At 58.2% G+C, this 22,745-nt stretch carries 20 protein-coding genes and 1 other RNA gene; 13 read left to right on the top strand and 8 right to left on the bottom strand.

Annotated features, from left to right (window positions below; all coding sequences use genetic code 11):
* Nucleotides 1–807: 807 nt before the first annotated feature.
* Genes BB029_RS03950 through BB029_RS33630 form a run of 4 tightly spaced genes read left to right on the top strand, consistent with a single transcriptional unit; the run spans nt 808 to nt 3,775 of the window.
* On the top strand, nt 808–2,214 hold the full coding sequence (locus BB029_RS03950) for a YfjI family protein (RefSeq protein ID WP_065938293.1): 1,407 nt from the start codon (nt 808–810) through the stop codon (nt 2,212–2,214).
* Nucleotides 2,201–2,545 carry a hypothetical protein gene (locus BB029_RS03945; RefSeq protein WP_065938292.1) on the top strand — a complete coding sequence of 115 codons (345 nt, stop codon included), beginning with the start codon at nt 2,201–2,203 and terminating at the stop codon, nt 2,543–2,545. Before BB029_RS03950 ends, BB029_RS03945 begins: the two co-directional genes overlap by 14 nt.
* Nucleotides 2,529–3,509, top strand: a complete 981-nt coding sequence (locus BB029_RS03940; protein ID WP_065938291.1) for an integrase domain-containing protein — start codon at nt 2,529–2,531, stop codon at nt 3,507–3,509. The genes BB029_RS03945 and BB029_RS03940 overlap by 17 nt, the downstream gene beginning before the upstream one ends.
* Nucleotides 3,506–3,775 carry a hypothetical protein gene (locus BB029_RS33630; protein ID WP_052965702.1) on the top strand — a complete coding sequence of 90 codons (270 nt, stop codon included), beginning with the start codon at nt 3,506–3,508 and terminating at the stop codon, nt 3,773–3,775. Before BB029_RS03940 ends, BB029_RS33630 begins: the two co-directional genes overlap by 4 nt.
* A 167-nt stretch (nt 3,776–3,942) precedes the next feature.
* Here the strand turns inward: BB029_RS33630 and BB029_RS03930 are convergent, their stop codons facing one another.
* From BB029_RS03930 to BB029_RS03910, 5 genes are all read right to left on the bottom strand, one after another.
* A complete protein-coding gene (locus BB029_RS03930; protein ID WP_065938290.1) occupies nt 3,943–5,199 on the bottom strand; it encodes an integrase domain-containing protein in 1,257 nt (418 codons plus the stop codon).
* Nucleotides 5,200–5,386: 187 nt separating this feature from the next.
* Nucleotides 5,387–5,783: a transfer-messenger RNA gene (gene ssrA / locus BB029_RS03925) on the bottom strand.
* 94 nt (nt 5,784–5,877) lie between these two features.
* A complete protein-coding gene (locus BB029_RS03920; RefSeq protein WP_065938289.1) occupies nt 5,878–6,156 on the bottom strand; it encodes a hypothetical protein in 279 nt (92 codons plus the stop codon).
* 137 nt (nt 6,157–6,293) lie between these two features.
* Complete coding sequence (locus BB029_RS03915; protein WP_065938288.1) at nt 6,294–9,104, bottom strand: FAD-binding and (Fe-S)-binding domain-containing protein; 2,811 nt, start codon at nt 9,102–9,104, stop codon at nt 6,294–6,296.
* 105 nt (nt 9,105–9,209) lie between these two features.
* Nucleotides 9,210–10,904 (bottom strand): lactate permease LctP family transporter, encoded by a 1,695-nt coding sequence (locus tag BB029_RS03910; protein WP_065938287.1) that lies wholly within the window; start codon nt 10,902–10,904, stop codon nt 9,210–9,212.
* A gap of 261 nt (nt 10,905–11,165) precedes the next feature.
* Between BB029_RS03910 and BB029_RS03905 the strand changes: the two genes are divergently transcribed.
* Nucleotides 11,166–11,933, top strand: a complete 768-nt coding sequence (locus BB029_RS03905; RefSeq protein WP_065938286.1) for an FCD domain-containing protein — start codon at nt 11,166–11,168, stop codon at nt 11,931–11,933.
* Between the two features lie 37 nt (nt 11,934–11,970).
* Here BB029_RS03905 and smpB read toward each other — a convergent pair whose 3' ends face one another.
* The gene (smpB, locus tag BB029_RS03900; RefSeq protein WP_058427663.1) at nt 11,971–12,453 is read right to left on the bottom strand and encodes an SsrA-binding protein SmpB; all 483 of its coding nucleotides are present in this window, start codon (nt 12,451–12,453) and stop codon (nt 11,971–11,973) included.
* Nucleotides 12,454–12,621: 168 nt separating this feature from the next.
* Between smpB and BB029_RS03895 the strand changes: the two genes are divergently transcribed.
* On the top strand, nt 12,622–13,056 hold the full coding sequence (locus BB029_RS03895) for a type II toxin-antitoxin system RatA family toxin (RefSeq protein WP_027605353.1): 435 nt from the start codon (nt 12,622–12,624) through the stop codon (nt 13,054–13,056).
* Nucleotides 13,049–13,351 (top strand): RnfH family protein, encoded by a 303-nt coding sequence (locus BB029_RS03890; RefSeq protein WP_065938285.1) that lies wholly within the window; start codon nt 13,049–13,051, stop codon nt 13,349–13,351. The genes BB029_RS03895 and BB029_RS03890 overlap by 8 nt, the downstream gene beginning before the upstream one ends.
* 62 nt (nt 13,352–13,413) lie before the next feature.
* Here BB029_RS03890 and BB029_RS03885 read toward each other — a convergent pair whose 3' ends face one another.
* Nucleotides 13,414–13,941: an outer membrane protein assembly factor BamE gene (locus BB029_RS03885; protein ID WP_027605355.1), complete on the bottom strand. Its 528-nt coding sequence runs from the start codon at nt 13,939–13,941 to the stop codon at nt 13,414–13,416.
* A 98-nt stretch (nt 13,942–14,039) separates the two neighbouring features.
* Between BB029_RS03885 and fur the strand changes: the two genes are divergently transcribed.
* Nucleotides 14,040–14,444, top strand: a complete 405-nt coding sequence (gene fur / locus BB029_RS03880) for a ferric iron uptake transcriptional regulator (RefSeq protein ID WP_010562662.1) — start codon at nt 14,040–14,042, stop codon at nt 14,442–14,444.
* An 86-nt stretch (nt 14,445–14,530) separates the two neighbouring features.
* Here fur and recN read toward each other — a convergent pair whose 3' ends face one another.
* Nucleotides 14,531–16,204, bottom strand: coding sequence for a DNA repair protein RecN (recN, locus tag BB029_RS03875; protein ID WP_065938284.1), 1,674 nt, complete (start codon nt 16,202–16,204; stop codon nt 14,531–14,533).
* A 254-nt stretch (nt 16,205–16,458) separates the two neighbouring features.
* On the opposite strand from recN, the gene grpE reads away from it, so the two are divergent.
* The 5 genes from grpE to carA all read left to right on the top strand — a co-directional run bounded on the left by grpE (nt 16,459) and on the right by carA (nt 22,691).
* Nucleotides 16,459–17,019: a nucleotide exchange factor GrpE gene (grpE, locus tag BB029_RS03870; RefSeq protein ID WP_027605357.1), complete on the top strand. Its 561-nt coding sequence runs from the start codon at nt 16,459–16,461 to the stop codon at nt 17,017–17,019.
* A 102-nt stretch (nt 17,020–17,121) separates the two neighbouring features.
* A complete protein-coding gene (gene dnaK, locus BB029_RS03865; protein ID WP_027605358.1) occupies nt 17,122–19,035 on the top strand; it encodes a molecular chaperone DnaK in 1,914 nt (637 codons plus the stop codon).
* Nucleotides 19,036–19,353: 318 nt separating this feature from the next.
* Entirely contained in the window at nt 19,354–20,478 is a 1,125-nt protein-coding gene (dnaJ, locus tag BB029_RS03860) for a molecular chaperone DnaJ (RefSeq protein WP_065925314.1), read from the top strand.
* Between the two features lie 10 nt (nt 20,479–20,488).
* On the top strand, nt 20,489–21,295 hold the full coding sequence (gene dapB / locus BB029_RS03855) for a 4-hydroxy-tetrahydrodipicolinate reductase (RefSeq protein WP_065938283.1): 807 nt from the start codon (nt 20,489–20,491) through the stop codon (nt 21,293–21,295).
* A 259-nt stretch (nt 21,296–21,554) separates the two neighbouring features.
* Complete coding sequence (gene carA, locus BB029_RS03850) at nt 21,555–22,691, top strand: glutamine-hydrolyzing carbamoyl-phosphate synthase small subunit (RefSeq protein WP_027605361.1); 1,137 nt, start codon at nt 21,555–21,557, stop codon at nt 22,689–22,691.
* Nucleotides 22,692–22,745 lie beyond the last annotated feature (54 nt).

Here is a 22,745-nt window from a genome sequence, read left to right as displayed (position 1 = left end):
CGACAACCCGCGTAGAACGCGGCCTGGAGCATGGCGACAAAAGTGGCGACAGTCGCCACTTTCTGAGCGCATTGGCCGTGACGCTTGACCGCCTTTTCGAGTGGGTATAAAAATTGGCGCACGGATCGCTGTCGTTGACAGCACCTGCCCAGGTAGCCAGAACCTTCAAGGCTACGCCACTTGCGTGGTGGTTCTCCCAAAGTGCGATTAGCATCCGGCGGCTCGCACGGTCACTCCCACAAGAGTGATGGATGCCTACTCGACTGATCTGCCCTCTGCGGCAGACGATGGCCCTTCCTCGCTGCGCTGCAGCAACCCCACCTTTCGGCACACTTCGCTGCGCCAGACTGCGCCCGTCTCTTTCTCCTGGAAAGAGACGGGCGCTCGTACCACTGCTGCAAGCCATGTCGTACAAGGCATTGCCGCAACTCTCCTCGTGACAATCGGCCTGACAGCTCCGATTCGTCGCCCTCCGCAACGATACAGGCACCGGTGCCGCAGCCCATGGAAGTGCTGCACCTGACTGACAGTCAGGCATGCCCCGGGTGCCCAGGTCTTTGCCTTCTCCCACCCAGGATCTCTAGGTGCCGAACTCGTCACTCGGCACAGCCTCCACCCGCCCGCATCTTCGGATGCGTCTAAGGAGGCCAGATTCATGGGTTCATGCCCTTGCTCCCGGTCGTAAGGAGCCGTTCGTTCCGCGTCAGTGAACACCTCACAGGCCGCAGGGGCCTTGATCCCTGATAACACTCAACAGCCGTGGCGGGGCCACGTGAGGACAACGAGCAGTGAACGAGGAGAGGGCCCATGCAGCAGTTAGATCCGAAGCTTGATTTACCGCGACCGCCTCGGCCGTTGATTGAGTCGAATCCCGTGGTCCAGCCTTATCCGATGCAGGCACTGGGTGGGATTCTTGGGCCTGCGGTGGAGCGAATGGCCGAGGTCATCGGCGTGCCCCAGGCACTGGCCGCTCAATCGGTCTTGGCTGCCTCAGCGCTCGCCACCCAAGGTCACGCGGACTTACAGCTCGACGGAAGAAATTATCCCCTGTCGCTGTACCTGATCACCGTGGCTGCGTCCGGAGATCGCAAAACGGCGGCGGATCGATGTGCATTGCTGCCCGCACGTCAATGGGAGCGTGAACAGTGGCAACACTATCGTGAACAGCTCTCCCGGTACCGCGCCGCACCGCGACAGACGCAGCGTATCAATCCTGCCGATCCCGCCTCCGCAAGCTGCGTACCGCTCGAAGCGGAGCCCTCGGTTCCTCGGCTGATCACCACGGACCCGACGATCGAGGCCCTGATCAAGGGGCTCTGTAACGACCTGCCCAGCATGGGCCTGTTCTGTGACGAAGGCGGACAGTTCCTCGGCAGCACCACCATGAGTCGGGATAACCGTTTGAAAGCGGTCACGACCTTATCGTCACTCTGGGACGGTAGCCCGATTGATCGTGCTCGCTCCATGGCCGGCGAAAGCCTGCGAGCGTATGACCGACGCGTGAGCCTGCACCTGATGCTGCAACCGTACTTGGCCATGCAGTTACTCAGTGACCCGTTGCTGCAGGGGCAAGGCATTCTAGGGCGCTGCCTGATGACCTGGCCCACCAGCCTGGCCGGACAACGCAGCTACCAGGCTGTCGACTTATCCAAAGACGCGGCCCTAAAGCGCTATCACCACCGCCTTTCGGCGCTGTTTCATCAGCCCTGGTCACTTACCGCTGACGGTGCTTTGCGGCTGTCACCGCTGAGCCTCAGTCCACTGGCCCGTCGTCGCTGGATTGATTTGCATGATGCCATCGAAGCTCAGTTGGGGGAGTTTGGCGAGCTGGCCAGTGTGCGACCTAGCGGATCGAAGGCCGCCGATAATCTACTGCGTGTCGCCGGCATTCTAGCAGTTGTGGAGGAGAGCACCGTCGTGGAGGTCGACCATATCCAACGGGCCTCGGACTTAGTTGGCTACTACCTCACCGAGATCCAGCGCATGACCGAGCAGGAGCCAGTTTGTCGAGTTAAGGAGGAGGCGGACCGGCTGTTGCGCTGGCTGCAGGTCAAAGATTGGAAGCGCTTTAGTATTCGAGAATTGAACCGCAACGGTCCCCGCTTTGCCCGTAAAAGCAGTCGCCATGCCACCAAGCTTCTGCTCGAGTTGCTTGATCATCATTGGCTGATTACCGACGGCCATACCTTCGAGGTGCGCCATGTTCAATCTTGATGAAGCGCTGCGCAACCACTTAGCTCAACGTCAAAAGGAGCCGAAAGCGCGGTTTGTCGCCGCGAGTGTCGCCATTTTGTCGCCACGCTCAAAGCCAGGTAGGACAAGGGTTGTCGCCGCTGTCGCCACCGTTCGTAAAACTATCACCTCGACGACAGCCATTATCCAGTGGTTAGAAAAGGAGGGGGCGCATCTCTACGTCGTCGACAACATGCTGTGTTTTCGCCCTACTGATTGGGCCCAGTTCGCCATCGTAAGCGCACACTGGCGAGCCCTTCAGCATGAGCTCGCTGCAGTCGATCAGGAACAGAAAAATGGCTCGCGTCGGTAAGAGAGCGGGGCGCAATTTCGGCTTCGGTCGCCAGCTCAGCTATGCCGGACCGCAAGCCTTGAAAGATCTGTTTGGCGACGGCCATTTTGCTACCGTCAAAGCCCATAGCGATCGATGGCAGGCATTCGTGCAATGGTGTCGATCGGATGAAGGACCGGGACTCAATGACGCGCGCCAGATCGACCGCGAGATTCTCATGCGGTACGCCGTCCACGTGCGGGAGGAGGTTGATCAGGGCAACGTCGGCATTGCCACCGCGCAGAACCGCCTGTCCAGCGTGAACCGCACGATGGCCGCGCTGCGCGGTGATCAGTACGTCAAAATCCCCAGTCCGAGCAAGGCGCTAGGCCTACAGCGTTCGAGCGTGCGTAGTGAGGCACCGCAAGGCCAAGATCGTTCTCAGATCGAGTTGATCGCACTCCTACTGTCAGAGCGAGGTCAGGAGCGTGTGGCCGCAATTGTGCATCTGGCCCGGGATACTGGTATGCGCCTACGTGAAGCGATCTTGGCGGACCTGCCCCGACTGCAACGTGAGGCCAGGCAACTGGACAAGATCAACATCCAGGACGGCACCAAAGGCGGTCGATCAGGCGCGTCAGCACCGCGTTGGATCGCGGTTACTGATCAAATTCGTGGCGCCTTGGATAGGGCCTGGGAAGCTTCACCCAGTGGCAGTCGGAACTTGTTGGCCCCCAACGAGAGCTATAAAGAGTTTATGCAGTCAGTTGTGCGACCGGCACGGGACATCTTGCATGAGCATGGATTGAAAGGCTTTCATGAGCTACGGGCGGCTTACGCCTGTGAGCGCTATGAGCAACTGACTGACTTAAATGCACCCGTCAATGGCGGTCGTGTTCATCGAGAAGATCGAGAGCTTGATCAGCGTGCACGACAGCAGATCAGCCACGAATTGGGACATAACCGCATCGATGTGGTGAGTTCCTACATCGGAGGCCGGCGATGAAGTCCGAGTTCGATATGGCGTTGTTTCTGAGCCCCGTGGTCAAAGGTGCGCATGCCACGCGACAGCGGCACATCAGGCAAGCAGAAAGGATGCACGAGGTGATTCGTGAGCGCTGGGGTTGCGCGACTCCCTGGTCTTGGAGGGAAAAACATGTGAGATGGTTTTTGGAGCACTACCTGCGTTGCTCAGCGCCAGCGACCGTCTATTACTATGAGTTAACAGCAGGATTGATCCGCCGTAGAAAGGCGCAACTCGTGGTTGTCTGATAGACGCTTTTAAGCGTGAGCCCCTGAGTATGGGAATGCGGAGCCTTCCCATACTCAGGGGCTTGGCCGAAGAAACGCAGGCATGCCAGAGATTTAGCGACAGTCGTCACTTCTGTCGCCCTGCTGCACGACACGGATTGTCGCCGGCGTCGCCAACCTTTGGATGCTCAGCGTATCGGTACGACGTTGCGGTCCCTGGTTTGATTGATGGCCGATGCCGACAGGCTGCCGGTGGCCGCCTTCTGGATATGTTCACTCCACCAGGCCATCATCGGACGCCGGCGTTCGATGTAATCCGCTCGGTTGTAGGCGCTTCGAACTTCGTCTTTATCGACATGCGCCAGCGCGACTTCGATTAGCTCCGGATCCCATCCATGCTCGTTCAGAATTGTGCTGGCCATGGAGCGCATGCCGTGGCTGACTAAGCGGTCCTGAAAGCCCATTCGTTTCAACGCCATGTTGGCTGTCTGGCTATTCGCGTGGGTGCGCGGGTTTCTATCTGACGGGAACACATAATCCCTGTGGCCGCTATGGGGCTTAAGCGTCTCCAATAACGAGAGTGCATGTTCGGTCAGCGGGATTGTGTGGGGGCGACGCTTTTTAATTCGCTCCGGAGGGATGGTCCAGATGCGTTTGTCGAAGTCGATGTCTGCCCATCGGGTAGTCGCCGCTTCGGCAGGGCGGGTCATAGTGTGTAGCTGCCATTCGATCAGGCAGCGGGTCGTCCGCTTGATGCTGGCGTTGGCGATTTCCATCATGAGCTCCGGAAGCTCATCTGGTGGTAGCGCTGCCATGTTCTCTTTCTTAGGTTTCTTGAACACCGCTCGAATGCCGCTGAGAGGGTTGGCAAAGATCATTCCGGAATTGACCCCGTAGGTCATGATCTCGTTAAGGCGCTGGCTCACTCGCTTAACTGTCTCGAGGCTGCCTTTGGCCTCAATCGGACGAAGGAGCTTGATGACCATTGGGGCGCTGACTTCCGAGAGAGGCGTTGATTTCATGCTCGGAAAAACATGCAGTGTGAGAGAGCGCCAAATGTCTTCGGCATACGCCGGCGTGACGGAATCCTTCTTCAGCTCGAACCAGGCGGTGGCCACGTTCTCGAAGGTGTGTTCCGTTTCCGCTCGTTTGGCTTCCTGCAGCTCATTGCGCTGAGCTTTTGGGTCGATGCCCTGTGCAAGCAGCTCTCTGGCCTCAACGGTTTTCTTCCTCGCTTGCGCGAGAGAAACCTCGGGATAAGAGCCGAGTGCCATGTTGATTCGATTCTTGGTGACGGGATGCCGGTAGTTGAAATTCCACTGCATTGAGCGATTGACCCTGACTCGCAGCTGGAGCCCGTCGCCATCAGTGAGGACGTAATCCTTACCTTTCGGTTTGACCGCCTTGAGCTGGCGGTCGGAGAGGCGGGTGGTTTGAGCGCACATGAGAAGTACTCCATGACACCTTTTGGTATTCCCAAGATTAGCGCCGGGTAGCCGGGAATACCATTGGGAATACCAAATCGCCTGGAACTCAAAAAACTTCGAAAGCCCCCAATAGTCCTGAAACCCCCGTATTTACTGAATTTCAGGCACAAAAAAAGACGTCCGTGGACGTCTTTAGATGATGAAGTGGTGGAGCCGGGGGGATTTGAACCCCCGTCCGCCAGTACTCCGCTGTCGGTACTACATGCGTAGCCGTTTCTATTAAGTTAACCCTCAGCGACCCGAAGGGCAGGGTGCTTTGGGCGAGTTGTGTAAGTTTTAGCCGCTTCGTCCACAACGTACTGCACGGCGATTCTGTTCTATATGACAATCACTTTGGGTTTACAGACATCCCCTGGTGATTGCTGGACCCGAAGGTACCAGAAGCTCAGGTCTAAGGCTGCTTACGCAGCGATAGCGAATTCCTGGCCGTAGTTTTCGTCATTGGCAACTATAAGTAGTTGCAACAGTGGATTTACGAGTTCTGTTACCAACTCGGCATGCACCTAAAGTTTCGCGACCGGCGTCGAATCCTAAACGGCCCCGTGCTTGTAACTCGTTGTTTCATAGTGAGTGACAAGCCTGTGCAGTGTACGCCAAACGGTCACGGAAGGCCAACCCGAAGGTTGGCCCTATCGTTTACTGGCCGCCTTTTTCGAGGTTCTGCAGGTCTTGCAGGGCCTTGGAGGTGATTTCGATGCACTTCTTGTCATCACCGGCGGCGTGTGCGGCCTTGGCTTGGGAGACGGCTGTGTCGATCTCGCCGCTTTTGCCACTGGTGTCGGTGGCGAGCAGCGCTTTACCGTTGTTGATTTTGTCCAGGTTGATCTTGCACAGGTCGGGCTCGCCAGCAGCGAAAGCAGGGGAGGCCAACATCGCAGCGGTAATGAACAAGCCAGCAAGAGCGGAACGCTTCATAGGGTATCTCCTTGCGCAAAAAAGGCTCGACGCTGCTGGCGTTCATGGGCTGCCAGCGACATCACTGATGGGCCTCGTTCGTCGAGGCCTATGCAGATGACTACGCCAGCGCGCAGGGGTTCTGTTTTTTTGCGGGATCAATGGGCGCGGGCCTGGGTCACGCGATCCACGAGGTAAACCAGTCCGTGATAGTCGATGCCGCCATGCTGGCTCAGGCCGATCTCGCAGGTGCGGCTGGTGGAGATCCCTTCACTGCAATACTGCACTGCATCCTTGAGGGAGCGAAGCGAGTGGGCGTTGAGTTCCGGCGTGGTGAAACCTTTGTCGCCGGCAAAACCGCAGCAGTGAATGCCTTCCGGGATCACCACGGTTTTGGCACAGCGGCGGGCCAGGTCGATCAGGGCCTGGCTTTCTCCCAGGTGTTGGGTGCTGCAGGTGACGTGTACGGCGATCGGCGCCTCCTGCGGGGTGAAATCGAGACGGTCCATCAGGTGCGTGCGGATGAAACGTACGGGGTCGTAAAGGTCCAGGCGCGTTTCGCCGAGGTCTTGCACCAGGCGCAGGGTGCAGGGGCTGGTGTCGCAATAGATCGGGTCCAGGCCGCCGCGGCTGGCATGGAGCAGGGCGCCGATCAGTTCCTGGCGTTTGTGTTCTGCCTGTTCGGCGTAGCCTTTGGACGCGAAAGGCTGGCCGCAGCACAGGTTGTCCTGGTTGTCGGGAAACACGACCTGGTAACCGGCTTTTTCCAGCAGGCCCTGGGTTTTTTCGTACAACGACATCTGCTCTTTATCACCTGCCGCCGGGCCCATGGCGCGTGAGACGCAGGCCGCCAGGTAGACCACCCGTGGCCGCTCATCCGTCACCGCCGGGCTGAAGCGAATGGCTTTTTCCGGTTGTGGCATGGCGTTGGTCCACTGCGGGATCTGCCCCTTGGACAACTTGGTCATGGTGGCCGACAGCTTCGCCAGGCGAGGTGCCCCCAGCAGCATGCGTGCACCATTGGCTACATGCAGGGTAAAGCGCGCACCTTGCAGTGCCGTGGCGAAATGGGTGGCCAGCCATTCGGCGGTTTTCGTACGGTCGGCGTCACGGCTTCGCAGTTTTTTCACCAGATCGCCGGTATTGATTCCTACCGGACAGCGTTGGGCGCATAGGCCGGTGGCGGCGCACGTGTCGATGCCCTGGTAGTGGTAGGCCGCTTCCAGTTCGGTGGTGTCGACGCCGGCGCGTTTTTTCGCCTGTATATCTCGCCAGATCACGATGCGCTGGCGCGGGCTCAACGTCAGGCCCTTCGATGGGCATACCGGTTCACAGAAGCCGCATTCGATGCACTTATCCACAAGCTCATCGGCCGCGGGCAGCGGCTTGAGGTGCTTGAGGTGAATCTGCGGATCTTCGCTGAGCACCACATCAGGATTGAGAATGCCGTTGGGATCGAGCAGGCGTTTGAGTTGCCACATCAATTGATAGGCGTCGCTGCCCCATTCCAGTTCAACGAACGGTGCCATATTGCGGCCGGTGCCGTGTTCGGCTTTCAGTGAACCGCCGAACTCCACGGCCACCAATTGCGCGACGTCATCCATGAACGCTTGATAGCGTGTGACTTCTTCCGCGCTGTTGAAGCCTTGGGTGAACACAAAGTGCAGATTGCCTTCCAAGGCATGTCCGAAAAGGATGGCTTCGTCGTAGTGATGCTTGTCGAACAGTTCGATCAAACGGTTCACGCCAATGGCCAGTTGTTCGACCGGGAAGGTGACGTCTTCGATGATCACCGTGGTGCCGGTTTTGCGTACTGCACCTACGGCGGGGAAGGTGTCCTTGCGGATGGCCCACAGGCGGGCGTTTTCCGCCGGGTCCTCGGTGAAGTCGACCTGTTTCTCCACCGGGAAACCGGCCAGCGACGCCATGATCAGCGCCAATTGTTCATGCAGCAATGACGGCGATGCGGCGCGGGATTCAATCAGCAGGGCGCAGGCACTTTCTGACAAATGCTGTACGAATGCAGGCATGCCCGGTTTGTTCTGCACCGAGCGCATGCTGCGTCGGTCCAACAGCTCGACGGCCGACACCGGTTGGGTCTTCAGGATGGTGACTGCTTTGCAGCAGGTCTCTACATCCGGAAACACGATCAACGCCGACGCCTTGTTGGGGTGATCGATCACGGTGTCGTAGGTGACTGCGCTGATGAACCCGAGGGTTCCCTCGGAGCCCACCAATAAATGGCTGAGGATATCCAGCGGTTCATCAAAATCCACCAGGGCGTTGAGTGACAGGCCGGTGGTATTTTTCAGGCGGTATTTGTGGCGTATTTTGGCTGCCAATTCGGCGTTTGCCCGCGTTTCACGGCCGAGTGTCGCCAGGCGCTCGAGCAGTGCGCCGTGCTGTTCACGAAACGCCGTAACGCTGCTTGCGTCTTCTGTATCGAGGCGGCTGCCATCCGCCAGGACCAGACGAATTCCGGCCAGGGTGTGGTAGGTGTTCTGCGCCGTACCGCAGCACATGCCACTGGCGTTGTTGGCGACGATTCCGCCGATCTTGCAGGCATTGATCGACGCCGGGTCTGGGCCGATCTTGCGCCCGAATGGCGCCAGCCAGGCGTTGGCCTGTGCGCCGATCACGCCGGGCTGCAGGCGGATCTGAGTGCCTTGCCCGCGAATCTCACGGCCGTTCCAATTGTCCCCCAGCACGATCAGTACCGAGTCGCTTATCGCTTGCCCGGACAGGCTGGTGCCGGCTGCGCGGAAGGTTACCGGCACACGTTCACGCTGGGCCAGTTGCAGCAGCGCCACCACTTCGTCTTCCGATTCGACGCGGATCACCAGTTGTGGGATCAATCGGTAAAAACTGGCGTCAGTGCCGAATGCGAGGGTGGAAAGTGGATCGTCGAAACGTCGATCTTGTGGGATCAGCTGTGCGACGTCAGCAAGGAAAGCGGCAGGCAGACTCATTGGTCCTCCAGGATCAGCACCCCCTGGGCGCCGTATTGACACGATTGCGCAAAGCCGACGCCGAAGTTATAGCCCGGCGTCGGTTATGACCCTATTGCTACGGCTTTAGTGCACCAGCATGCCGGTAAACCAGTAAGCCTGGGCCAGGGTGATCAGCCCCACGATCGTGGCGAAGAACAGGCTGTGCTTGAGGGTGAAGCGGAACAGGTCGGATTCTTTTCCCACCAGTCCGGTAGCGGCGCAGGCCACGGCGATCGATTGCGGCGAAATCATTTTGCCGGTCACGCCGCCGCTGGTGTTGGCAGCGACCAGAAGCGTGTCGTTGACGCCGATCTGGTGCGCCGTGGTGGCTTGCAACGAGCTGAACAGGGCGTTGGACGATGTGTCGGAGCCTGTCAGGAAAACCCCCAGCCAGCCTAGGAAAGGCGAGAAGAACGGGAAGGCTGCGCCGGTGCCGGCCAATACCAGTGCCATGGTCGAAGACATGCCGGAGTAATTGGTGACAAAGGCGAATGCCAGCACCATGCCGATAGACAGGATCGGCCAACGCAACTCGTAGAAAGTCTCTTTTAAAGTGGTAAGACCAATCTTGATGTTGATCTTGAGTACCAGCATCGAGATCAGTGCCGAGAAGAAAATCGCGGTGCCGGTCGCCGAAATCGGGTCCAGCTTGAATATCGCTGGGATCGCAGTCGGGTTGGTCACGATGGGGGCAACCTTGATCACCATTTGATCCAGGTGCGGGATCGCAAAGTTGAATACCCAGCTGTACATCGAGCCGCCTGCGGCGAACATCGCCTTGAACGGTTTGAGGGTCCAGATGGTGACCAGCACGGTGAGGATCAGGAACGGTGACCAGGCCTTGAAGATCTGGCCCAGGCTGTAAGGTGAGGCGACGGTGCTGCGCGGCAGGCCGAAGCCGCCGGCGCTGGCGGTAATCGCTACGTCGGAAGTGGCGCCGGCAATCTGCGCGCCCGCAGTGCGTTTGGGTTGCCAGACTTTCAGGAACAGGGTCAGAGAGATCAGGCTGGCCAGGGCCGAGGTGATGTCCGGCAGTTCCGGGCCGATGAAGTTGGACGTGAAGTACTGCGTAATGGCAAAGCTCAGGCCCGCGACCAACGCAGCTGGCCAGGTTTCGCGAACGCCGCGCAGGCCATCCATCATAAAGACCAGCCAGAACGGCACGAACAGCGACAGCAGCGGCAGTTGGCGGCCAGTCATGGCGCCGATCTTGAATGCATCGATTCCGGTCACTTGCCCGGCAACGATGATCGGAATTCCCAGGGCGCCAAAGGCGACGGGTGCGGTGTTGGCAATCAGGCACAGGCCGGCCGCGTACAGCGGGTTGAAGCCCAGGCCTACCAGCAGTGCGGCGGTAATCGCCACGGGGGCGCCGAAACCGGCAGCACCTTCCAGGAATGCGCCGAAGCAGAAGCCGATCAACAGCACCTGCAGACGCTGGTCATCGGTGATCGACAGGACAGAGCTGCGGATGATCTCGAACTGGCCGCTCTTGACGGTGAGTTTGTAGAGAAACACCGCCGCGACAATGATCCAGGCAATAGGCCACAGGCCATAGGCAAAACCGTAACCGGCGGCTGCCAGCGCCATGTCCACTGGCATGTGGAAGGCAAAGATCGCCACCAGTATCGAGAGTGCCAGGGTGATGCTGCCGGCCACGTGACCTTTGAGGCGAAACACGGCCAGAGCCAGGAAGAAGAACACGATCGGAATAACGGCGGCCAGTGCGGACAGGCCGAGGCTGCCGAGCGGGCTGTAGAGCTGTTGCCAGGTTTGCATATGGGGTGGCCCCTAATTGTTGTTGGTCAGGCACTTCATAGTCGACTTGGATAATTGGTAATACCAATTTACAATCGCTGGAGGCTAGGTTAAAAGTCTTCGGGGTATGTGTCAATTTGCCGCTTGCGAAACTTTGGTCGTAGCCCGGCAGGCGAGGTGGTTTGATCGGGTGAATCGAAGCGGTTCTGATAGGTGCTGGAAGGGCGGCGATAGGCCAGAATAGAGGGCCCGGCGAGTGGTCGGGATGGTGGGGAGTGAGTTATGGGGTTTGATCAGGTGCGTCAGCGCCGTTTGTCTGACGATATAGTCGAGCAGCTTGAGGGGATGATCCTTGAGGGCACGTTGAAGTCGGGTGAGCGCTTGCCGGCCGAGCGTGCTTTGGCTGAACAGTTTGGTGTGTCGCGTCCTTCGTTGCGGGAGGCGATTCAGAAGCTGGCGGCCAAGGGCTTGTTGGTGAGTCGTCAGGGGGGTGGCAACTATGTTGCCGAGTCACTGGGCTCGACGTTCAGCGATCCGTTGCTGCACCTGTTGGAAAACAATCCCGAGGCCCAGCGTGACCTGCTGGAGTTTCGTCAGACCCTTGAAGCGTCCTGTGCTTATTACGCAGCATTGCGAGCTACTGAGGTCGACCGTGAGCGGCTGACCGCTGCATTCGAAGCCTTGCAGGATTGCTATGCCCGCGTTGATGAAGTGAGCCGGGTCGAGGAAGGGGCTGCGGATGCACAGTTCCACCTGGCCATTGCGGAGGCTAGCCATAACGCGGTGTTGCTGCACACCATTCGCGGCTTGTTCGACCTGCTTAAGCGTAATGTGGTGACCAATATTGGCGGCATGTATCAGCAACGTACGGAGACGCGCGACATGCTGATCAGTCAGCACCGGGAGCTGTACCTGGCGATTATCGAGGGCCGGGCAGAACAGGCGCGAGAAGTCTCGACACGTCACCTTGAGTACGTGCAGGAAGTGTTGGAGGAGGTGCGTCAGGAGGTTCAGCGCGTGGCGCGTGCGGAGCGGCGCAAGGGGATGTAGCCGGGGGGGAAGTCCCGAGGCTACATCGTCACAAGGGTTACTCTTCCTTGCCCTTGTTGCGCACGGCGCGATGCAGTTCGCGGTTGGAATCGCGTTCGCGCTCAGAGTCACGCTTATCGTATTCCTTCTTGCCCTTGCCCAATGCGATCTCGCACTTGACCAGGTGCTTGCTCCAATACCAGGACAGGCAGACACAGGCGTAGCCTTTCTGCTGCACGGCTGCGGCGAGCTTTTCCAGTTCACGGGCATTGAGCAATAGTTTGCGCGTGCGCACCGGGTCGGCAATCACGTGGGTGCTCGCGGTTGTCAGCGGGGTGATATGACTGCCGAGCAGCCATGCCTCGCCATCCTTGAGCAATACGTAGCTGTCGACCAGTTGCAACTTGCTGGCACGCAGACTCTTTACTTCCCAGCCGGCCAGGACCAGACCAGCCTCGAACCGATGTTCGATGAAGTAATCGTGTCGCGCTTTTTTATTTTGCGCGATGGTCCCTGTGGGGTGTTTCTTTTGTTTAGCCATAGGGGCGGCATTATAGGGAGTTGCGAGCGTGTCGGCTACGGTCAACCTGCGTGCTTGAGCGTGTTGGTCGAATCCCGGACAATACCGGCAGTTCTTTGGTTTTTTTCTTTCGCGGATCGGACTGTTGTTTCGCGATGTTTGCCGCTCAGCTGTGGAAATCACGCACACATGACGACGCATATTCAACGTTCGGCCCTGCTGCCCTATCCGGCGCAGGCGCTCTATGACCTGGTCAACGACGTGGCGCGTTACCCGGAATTCCTGCCTTGGTGCTCAACTGCCGAGGTGCTGGAAAGCAGTGATGAACATATGGTTGCCAGTGTTGGGGTGGCGAAAGGCGGGCTCAGTCAGCACTTTGTTACGCGGAATGCGCTGGTGCCGGGCAAGTCCATTGAAATGAATTTGCAGGAAGGGCCGTTTACCCAGCTACATGGTGTATGGGTTTTCAAGGCGCTTACCGACAAGGCCTGCAAGATCAGCCTGGATTTGTCGTTTGATTACGCTGGGCCGATTGTGCGGGCGACATTGGGGCCGTTGTTCAACCAGGCGGCCAATACCCTGGTGGATGCATTCTGCCAGCGAGCCAAGCAATTGCATGGTTGAGGTCGAGGTGGTTTATGCCGCCGAGGATCGCCAGGTTCTGCTGGCGCTGACGGTGGCTTCGGGAACCAGTCTGCGTGCAGCAGTGCAGTTGTCAGGGATGGCTATGCAGTTTCCTGAACTGGATCTGGCTGATTGTCCTTTGGGGGTATTCGGTAAGGTCGTCCCGGATGCGGAGGTGCGCCCCGTACAATCGGGCGATCGCATTGAAATCTATCGGCCCTTGCTTGTGGACCCTAAAGAAGTGCGCAGGCTGCGTGCGGCCAAGGCGGCGTTGGCGAAGCGGCAGCATCCATAGGCTGGCTGAATGACAGGCAACAAAAAGCCCGGCATGCCGGGCTTTTTATATGCGTCGCAATGTTACTGCGGGCTGGTGTCCAGAGGCTGAGGCGTCGGGACAGGGACCGTTTCGACCCCGTCGACGTCTTTCTGGATCTTGTCGAGCAAGGAGCCTGGCTTGGCCGGTACTTCGGACTTCGGCTTCTCGCTTTCCTGCACTGGTGCAGTCACGTTGGTGCCGTTATCGTTGCCGAGCAGCGCTTGATCACGGCTCACGCCTGGCATGAAGTCGCCCGACAGGCTGACAAGCTGGTCATTGCCATTGAAAATGACGCTGACGCGCTCCTGTTGGCGTTCACCGCCACCAGGCTGCAGGCTGTAGAGATAATCCCAGCGATCGGCGTGGAAAGTGTCGGTCAGCAGGGGGTTGCCCATAATAAACCGTACTTGCCGTCGGGTCATTCCCGGGCGTAACTGGTCTATCATGTCCTGCGTGACGACATTGCCCTGCTGGATGTCGATTTTGTAAACCCCGGGGAATGAACAACCGGCGAGTGCGAGCAGTCCCACAAAGGTGAAACTGGTTAGCAAGAGCTTGGTGTTTTGCATCGGTGGGCGACTTCCACTATCTTGGCTGGGACAACGTAAACGCCGATCATACCCGTATTAAGAGAAGCTGCGAAGCAGCATCCGCGAGAAAGCTAACCATGGTTGAAAATAGCGAACTACGCAAAGCCGGTCTTAAAGTGACTCTGCCACGAGTCAAGATTCTACAAATGCTCGATTCTGCTGAGCAGCGCCACATGAGTGCCGAGGATGTATACAAGGCGCTGATGGAGTCTAACGAGGACGTCGGCCTGGCCACGGTTTACCGTGTACTGACCCAGTTTGAAGCCGCAGGGCTGGTGGTTCGTCATAATTTCGACGGCGGTCATGCTGTGTTCGAATTGGCTGACGGTGGTCATCACGACCACATGGTTGACCTGGATACCAATGAGGTTATCGAGTTCACCAGCCCGGCAATCGAAAAGCTCCAGCACGAAATTGCTGAGGAGCATGGTTTCGATTTGGTCGACCACAATCTTGTGTTGTACATCCGTAAGAAAAAGTAAAAAGCGACGCAGAATTGCTCTGCGAAACGATCGAAGGCGACCCTGGGGGTCGCCTTCGTGCTTTCTATAATAAGGAAAAGTTCGGCTCAAGCCTTGGCGGCTACGACCATTTTCTTCGCGTGTGCCAAAGACTCTTTGGTCAGGTCTATCCCTCCGAGCATCCGCGCCACTTCTTCCACGCGCTCCGACTTATTCAATTTGGATACTGCCGTGTGTGTCGCTTCGCTGCCTCTCACCTTGTGCACAAACAAGTGCTGATGTCCTTGAGCCGCCACTTGTGGCAAGTGAGTAACGGTCAGCACCTGGCCGCGATCCCCCAGGCGGCGCAGTAACTGACCCACAATTTCCGCCGTGGGGCCACCGATACCTACGTCTACTTCATCGAACACCAGTGTCGGTACCCGTGAGGTTTGCGCGGTAATCACTTGGATCGCCAGGCTGATTCGCGACAGCTCACCACCAGACGCCACTTTTGCCAGTGCCTTGAGCGGTTGCCCCGGGTTGGCGCTGACCAGTAGCTCTACCTGCTCCAGGCCGTAGGGCTGCAGCTCGTTGCTGGCGTTGGTACGCAACTCGATGGTAAAGCGCCCGCCCGGCATGCCCAGGCGCTGAATTTCCTGCTCGACGGCGCCAGCCAGGCTGGTGGCGGCCTGTTGGCGCAGATCGCTCAGTTCACGGGCCTTCTCCTGATAGTGGCGGGCAAAAGAGCCGAGCTCTTCGCCCAGTCGCTCAATGGATTCGTCATTCGCGTTCAGGGTCTCGATTTCATCCAGCAGTTTCTGCTGCATGGTTACCACTTCGGTGGGCTGGATTCGATGTTTGCGCGCCAGCGTATAGATGGTGTCCAGGCGCTCTTCTATTTCCTGCAGTCGCGCCGGGTCGGCGTCGAAATGATCGAGAAAGCGATTGAGTTCGCCGACGGCTTCTTCTACCTGGATTTGCGCACTGGTCAGCAGGGTGGTGGCTTCACTCAGTGAGCCCGAAGCGCTGTTAACGCTGGATAGTCGGTTGAGGCTGGCGGTGAGTGCGTTGAGCACATTGCCGGAATCGCTCTCGCTGCATTGCTCCACCACCTGGCGGCAGATAGACAGCAGGGTTTCGGCGTTGGTGAGGTTCTTGTGTTCCTGTTCCAGTTGTTCCAGCTCGGTTTCGCCAAGACCCAGGCTTTCCAGCTCTTCAAGCTGATAGCTGAGCAATTGATGGCGAGCGCGCTGCTCGTCACCGGAATTGGACAGTCGCTCCAGCTCCTGTCGGGTCTGGCGCCAGCGCTGGGCAGCCAGTTGTACCTGCCGGGCAAGGTCGGTGGCGCCAGCGTACTCGTCAAGCAGGCGGCGGTGGGTGTCGGTTTTGAGCAGGGATTGGTGTTCATGCTGGCTATGGATGTCGATCAGCAGTTCGCCCAGGGCCTTCAGGTCGCCAAGGGGGCAGGGCGTTCCATTGATATAGCCGCGCGAGCGGCCCTCGACGGTGATGACTCGGCGCAGGATGCACGGGCCGTCGTTATTAAGGTCGCGCTCGACCAGCCAGGCTTCGGCTTCGGGGATGTCCGCGAGGTCGAAGGTGGCCAGAATGTCGGCCTTGTCCGCGCCGGGGCGCACCACGCCACTGTCGGCGCGGTCGCCCAGGGTCAGGCCCAGGGCGTCGAGCATGATCGACTTGCCGGCGCCGGTTTCGCCTGTGATTACGCTCATCCCGCGATCCAGTTCGAGGTCCAGATGTTCAACGATGGCGTAGTTGTGTACAGACAGGTGCACGAGCATGACGGCCGCTCCCAGGCTTTAGGTCTGGTTATTTATACAGTGTTTTGTTCTGGGCTGACAATCCTGGTGCTTAGCTCAATTTGCTCGGTCATTCAGCTTTTTTAGTGCAAAGAAGAATGATCAGGCTGAAGTTGATCTGGGGCAGGCGAAAGACTTTTGGTAGCGCCTGTACCCTTGAACCTGGAAATTGTGGCCCCATATACCGGAACAGAAGCGCGAGTTGAGTTCGCGCATGATTTTGAAAGGAGAAATCTATGGCTGACGAACAGACGCAGGATACGCAAACTCCGGACGCCAATTCGGCTGTCGGTGATGAACTGGCAACTCGTGTGCAAGTGCTCGAAGAGCAGTTGGCCGCTGCGCAGGATCAGTCTTTGCGTGTTGCCGCCGATCTGCAGAACGTCCGCCGCCGTGCCGAGCAGGACGTAGAAAAAGCTCACAAGTTCGGGTTGGAAAAGTTCGCGGGCGACCTGCTGCCAATTATTGACAGCCTGGAGCGTGGCCTTGAGTTGTCCAACCCGGATGACGAAAACATCCGCCCGATGCGCGAAGGGATCGAACTGACCCTGAAAATGTTTCAGGACACCCTGAAGCGTTATCAGCTGGAAGCCATTGATCCGCAAGGCGGCGAACCGTTCAGCGCTGAGCTTCACCAGGCCATGGCCATGCAAGAAAGCCACGACCTCGAACCCAACAGTGTGTTGAAAGTGTTCCAGAAGGGCTATCAGCTCAACGGTCGCCTGTTGCGCCCTGCAATGGTGGTAGTGAGCAAGGCTCCTGCACCCGTTGCACCTTCTATTGATGAGCAGGCTTGAAATCCGCCGCAAGGCCCCCATTTATAAGTCAAGCGTTTAAGTGCTACCGCAGTTAGCCACCACTGCTGCGGCAACCAAATTCAAGTTTCGGGAGAGTAAATCATGGGCAAAATTATCGGTATTGACCTGGGGACCACCAACTCCTGCGTCTCCGTGTTGGAAAACGGCGTTGCAAAAGTAATCGAAAACGCCGAAGGCGCGCGTACCACGCCGTCGATCATCGCTTACGCCAACGATGGTGAAATCCTGGTTGGCCAGTCGGCCAAGCGCCAGGCTGTGACCAACCCGCATAACACCCTGTACGCGGTGAAGCGCCTGATCGGTCGTAAGTTCGACGAAGAAGTCGTACAAAAAGACATCAAAATGGTCCCTTACAAGATCGCCAAGGCTGACAACGGTGACGCCTGGGTTGAAGTAAATGGCCAGAAAATGTCGCCACCGCAAATCTCGGCTGAAATCTTGAAGAAGATGAAGAAGACTGCCGAAGATTACCTGGGTGAGACAGTGACTGAGGCGGTGATCACCGTTCCAGCCTATTTCAACGACAGCCAGCGCCAGGCGACCAAAGACGCCGGCCGCATCGCGGGCCTGGATGTAAAACGTATCATCAACGAACCGACCGCAGCTGCTCTGGCTTACGGCATGGACAAGGCCAAGGGCGATCACACCGTGATCGTTTATGACCTGGGTGGCGGTACGTTCGACGTTTCCGTGATCGAGATCGCTGAAGTAGACGGCGAGCACCAGTTCGAAGTGTTGGCCACCAACGGCGACACCTTCCTGGGTGGTGAGGACTTCGACATTCGTCTGATCGACTATCTCGTTGACGAATTCAAGAAAGAAAGCGGCATGAACCTCAAGGGTGACCCGCTGGCGATGCAGCGCCTGAAAGAAGCTGCTGAGAAAGCCAAGATCGAGCTGTCTTCCGCTCAGTCGACCGACGTTAACCTGCCGTACATCACTGCAGACGCCACCGGTCCTAAGCACTTGAACGTGAAGATCTCTCGCGCCAAGTTGGAAGCGCTGGTCGAAGACCTGGTTCAACGCACCATCGAGCCATGCCGCATTGCGCTGAAAGACTCCGGTATTGATGTTGGTGCGATCAACGACGTGATCCTGGTAGGCGGTCAGACCCGTATGCCACTGGTTCAGAAGTTGGTTACCGAGTTCTTCGGCAAAGAAGCACGTAAAGACGTGAACCCGGACGAAGCGGTTGCCATGGGTGCTGCCATCCAGGGCGCGGTATTGGCTGGTGACGTGAAAGACGTGTTGCTGCTGGACGTAAGCCCGCTGACCCTGGGTATCGAAACCATGGGTGGCGTGATGACTGCGCTAATCGAGAAAAACACCACGATTCCTACCAAGAAATCCCAGGTGTTCTCGACGGCTGATGACAACCAGGGGGCTGTGACCATTCACGTGCTGCAAGGTGAGCGTAAGCAGGCTGCTCAGAACAAGTCCCTGGGCAAGTTCGACCTGGCTGAGATTCCACCAGCACCGCGTGGCGTGCCACAGATCGAAGTGACCTTTGACATCGACGCCAACGGCATTCTGCACGTAGGTGCGAAAGACAAGGCTACCGGCAAAGAGCAGAAGATCACCATCAAGGCCAACTCCGGTCTTTCTGATGAAGAAATTCAACAGATGATCCGCGATGCTGAAACCAATGCTGAAGCTGACAAGAAGTTCGAAGAGTTGGCAGGTGCCCGTAACCAGGGCGACGCACTGGTTCACTCGACACGCAAAATGATCGCTGATGCTGGCGAGAAAGTGACCGCTGAAGAGAAGGCCGCGATCGAAGCTGCTGTCGTTGCCCTGGAAGCTGCTGTCAAAGGCGACGACAAGGCTGCCATTGAAGCCAAGGTTGAAGAGTTGTCGAAAGTTTCCGCGCCAGTGGCTCAGAAAATGTACGCCGAACAGGCTCAGCCGGCTGACGGTGCTGCTCAACAGGCAGAGCCAGAAGCTAAAGACGATGTTGTCGATGCCGAGTTCGAAGAAGTTACCGACAAGAAGTAAGTTGGTCGCCCGGTTGACCGCTATCAAGCGGTGACTGGTAGGATGTCGCCGCGCGGGAGCTTGCTCCCGCGTTGGCGTGTCTGGGGTATGCGAATTTTTACAGCATGCGACTGTGTTCGGATGTTGGCGGTGTGATCGGGGATGCTCCTGCTTTCCGAGCAATGAATACCGCGTTTTTGGCCGGGTCCCTGGCTAAAAAGTAGTAACGACCAGGATCGTTGAATTGACGTGAGTTGGGTCCGGGCCTGTATTGGGGCTCAACGAGTTTAGCCAGGCTCAGGAGGGTCTGGCTGGACGTCCTTAAGAGTGCAAAGACTTATGGCAAAGCGTGACTATTACGAAGTGTTGGGTGTGGAGCGCGGCTCCAGCGAGGCGGACCTGAAAAAGGCTTACCGTCGCCTGGCAATGAAGCACCACCCGGACCGTAATCCGGATAGCAAAGAATCCGAAGACATGTTCAAAGAGGCCAATGAGGCCTACGAATGCCTGTCTGATCCCAACAAGCGTGCAGCCTACGATCAGTATGGCCACGCGGGTGTCGACCCGAGCATGGGGGGCGGCGGTGCCGGTTTTGGCGGTCAGAACTTCTCCGATATTTTCGGCGATGTATTCAGTGACTTCTTCGGCGGTGGCCGGGGTGGTCAGCGCGGTGGTGCCCAGCGTGGCAGCGACTTGCGTTACACCCTGGAGCTGAACCTGGAAGAAGCTGTACGCGGCACCAGCGTCAATATTCGCGTACCCACGCTGGTTAACTGCAAGCCGTGTGATGGTTCGGGTGCCAAGAAAGGCTCTGCGCCGATTACTTGCCCGACGTGCGGCGGTATCGGCCAGGTCCGTATGCAGCAGGGTTTCTTCTCGGTGCAGCAGACCTGTCCGCGTTGCCATGGGCAGGGCAAGATCATTTCCGATCCGTGCGATTCCTGCCATGGCGAAGGCCGCGTCGAAGAGTACAAGACCCTGGCGGTGAAAGTGCCGGCGGGAGTCGATACCGGAGACCGTATTCGTCTGTCGGGTGAGGGGGAGGCCGGTACCCAGGGCGGTCCTACGGGCGACCTGTACGTGGTGATCAATGTGCGCGAGCACTCGATCTTCCAGCGCGACGGCAAGCACTTGTTCTGTGAAGTGCCGATCAGCTTTGTCGATGCAGCCCTGGGTGGCGAATTGGAGATCCCGACCCTGGACGGTCGGGTCAAGCTCAAGATCCCTGAAGGTACGCAGACCGGCAAGCAGTTCCGTATCCGTGGCAAAGGCGTCGCGCCGGTGCGCGGTGGCGGTGCCGGCGACTTGATGTGTCGTGTGGCTGTGGAGACTCCAGTCAATCTGGGGCGCCGTCAGCGTGAATTGCTTGAGGAATTCCGCAGTTCGCTGGAGGGCGATGACACGCATTCGCCGAAAACCACTGGCTTTTTCGAAGGCGTGAAGCGCTTCTTCGGCGACCTGTAAGGAAGTGAGTATGCGACGTATAGCCGTAATGGGCGCTGCCGGGCGCATGGGCAAGACGCTGGTCGAGGCGGTGCAGCAGCGCTCCCCGGCCTCTGGGCTGACTGCGGCGATTGTTCGTCCCGGTAGCACGTTGATCGGTGCGGATGCGGGTGAGTTGGCTTCTCTGGGGCGTATCGGTGTCTCCTTGTCAGGTAGCCTGGAGCAGGTGGCTGACGAGTTCGATGTGCTGATCGACTTCACCCTGCCGGAAGTGATGCTGAAAAACCTCGCGTTCTGCCGCAAGGCGGGCAAGGCGATGGTGATCGGCACCACGGGGTTGACTGCGCAACAGAAGCAGTTGCTTGAGGAGGCGGGTAAGGATATTCCCGTCGTCTTCGCAGCCAACTTCAGTGTCGGCGTGAATCTGTCGCTCAAGTTGCTGGACATGGCGGCGCGGGTGCTGGGGGATGAGGCGGATATCGAGATTATCGAGACGCATCACCGCCACAAGATCGATGCGCCGTCGGGTACCGCACTGCGCATGGGTGAGGCTATTGCCGATGCGCTGGGGCGTGACCTGTCCAAGGTGGCGGTTTACGGTCGCGAAGGGCATACCGGTGCGCGTGCACGTGACACCATTGGTTTTGCGACCGTCCGCGGCGGTGATGTGGTGGGCGACCACACGGTATTGTTTGCTACCGAGGGTGAGCGCCTGGAAATCACTCACAAGGCTTCCAGCCGCATGACATTCGCCAAGGGCGCGGTGCGTGCCGCGCTCTGGTTGGAAGGTCGCGAGCCTGGTCTGTACGACATGCGCGATGTGTTGGATCTGCACTAATCAGTAGCTAAAACGGGGCCTCAGGATTATCCTAAGGCCCCGTTTTTACCCGCTAAGCGACGTCCTGTCGCATTCTCCTGCCTTTAAGGCTCATTAGCGGTGGACCAAAAAAGCCTTTTTCTGTAAGCTACAGCTTTAGTGTGTCCACTAAAAGCGCGCAGAATAATTCAGTGAAGAAGCGGGGTGACGTGTCCATACGTCACTCCGCTTTTTTACAACCTGCGATCGCCCTTTCAGGCTTTATTTACGGGAGGTCTTCTTGACTAAGCCAGCCATACTCGCCCTTGCTGATGGCAGCATTTTTCGCGGCGAAGCCATTGGAGCCGACGGTCAAACCGTTGGAGAGGTGGTGTTTAACACCGCCATGACCGGCTATCAGGAAATCCTTACCGATCCTTCCTACGCCCAACAGATCGTTACCCTGACCTATCCGCACATCGGCAACACCGGTACTACGCCGGAAGACGTTGAGTCTGATCGTGTCTGGTCGGCGGGTCTGGTCATTCGTGATCTGCCACTGGTTGCGAGCAACTGGCGTAACACGATGTCGCTGTCCGATTACCTGAAAGCCAACAACGTTGTGGCGATCGCCGGTATCGATACGCGCCGCCTGACGCGCATCCTGCGTGAAAAGGGCTCGCAGAACGGCTGCATCATGGTCGGTGACAATATTTCCGAAGCTGCGGCGATTGCAGCAGCGCAGGGCTTCCCTGGCCTGAAAGGCATGGACCTGGCGAAAGTCGTCAGCACCAAGGAGCAGTACGAGTGGCGCTCCACCGTCTGGGACTTGAAGACCGACAGCCACGAGACTATCGAAGCGGCTGACTTGCCGTATCACGTGGTCGCATACGACTACGGCGTCAAGTACAACATCCTGCGTATGCTGGTCGAGCGTGGGTGCCGTGTGACCGTGGTGCCGGCGCAAACGCCTGCCAGCGATGTGCTGGCCCTGCAACCTGACGGCGTGTTCCTGTCCAACGGCCCGGGTGATCCGGAGCCTTGTGACTACGCCATCCAGGCCATCAAGGAAGTGCTGGAAACCGAGATTCCGGTATTTGGTATCTGCCTCGGTCACCAGTTGCTGGCGCTGGCCTCCGGCGCCAAGACCCTGAAAATGGGTCATGGCCATCACGGCGCCAACCACCCTGTGCAGGACCTGGATACCGGTGTTGTGATGATCACCAGCCAGAACCACGGTTTTGCGGTGGATGAAGCGACCTTGCCGAGCAATGTCCGCGCGATTCACAAGTCGTTGTTCGACGGTTCCCTGCAGGGCATCGAACGTACTGACAAGAGCGCGTTCAGCTTTCAGGGCCACCCTGAAGCAAGCCCGGGCCCGAACGACGTAGCGCCGCTGTTCGACCGTTTCATCAATGAGATGGCCAAGCGACGCTGACTGAGCGGCCTGCGGGCGGCCCCTGCCTTGGTGGCCCCTGCAGGCTCTTCGAAG

Origin of the sequence: Pseudomonas sp. S3E12 (genome assembly GCF_001702295.1) — a bacterium.
Taxonomy (GTDB): Bacteria; Pseudomonadota; Gammaproteobacteria; order Pseudomonadales; family Pseudomonadaceae; genus Aquipseudomonas; species Aquipseudomonas marginalis.
The sequence above is the reverse complement of the archived record's forward strand: the minus strand, read 5'-3'. Positions and strand labels throughout refer to the sequence as shown.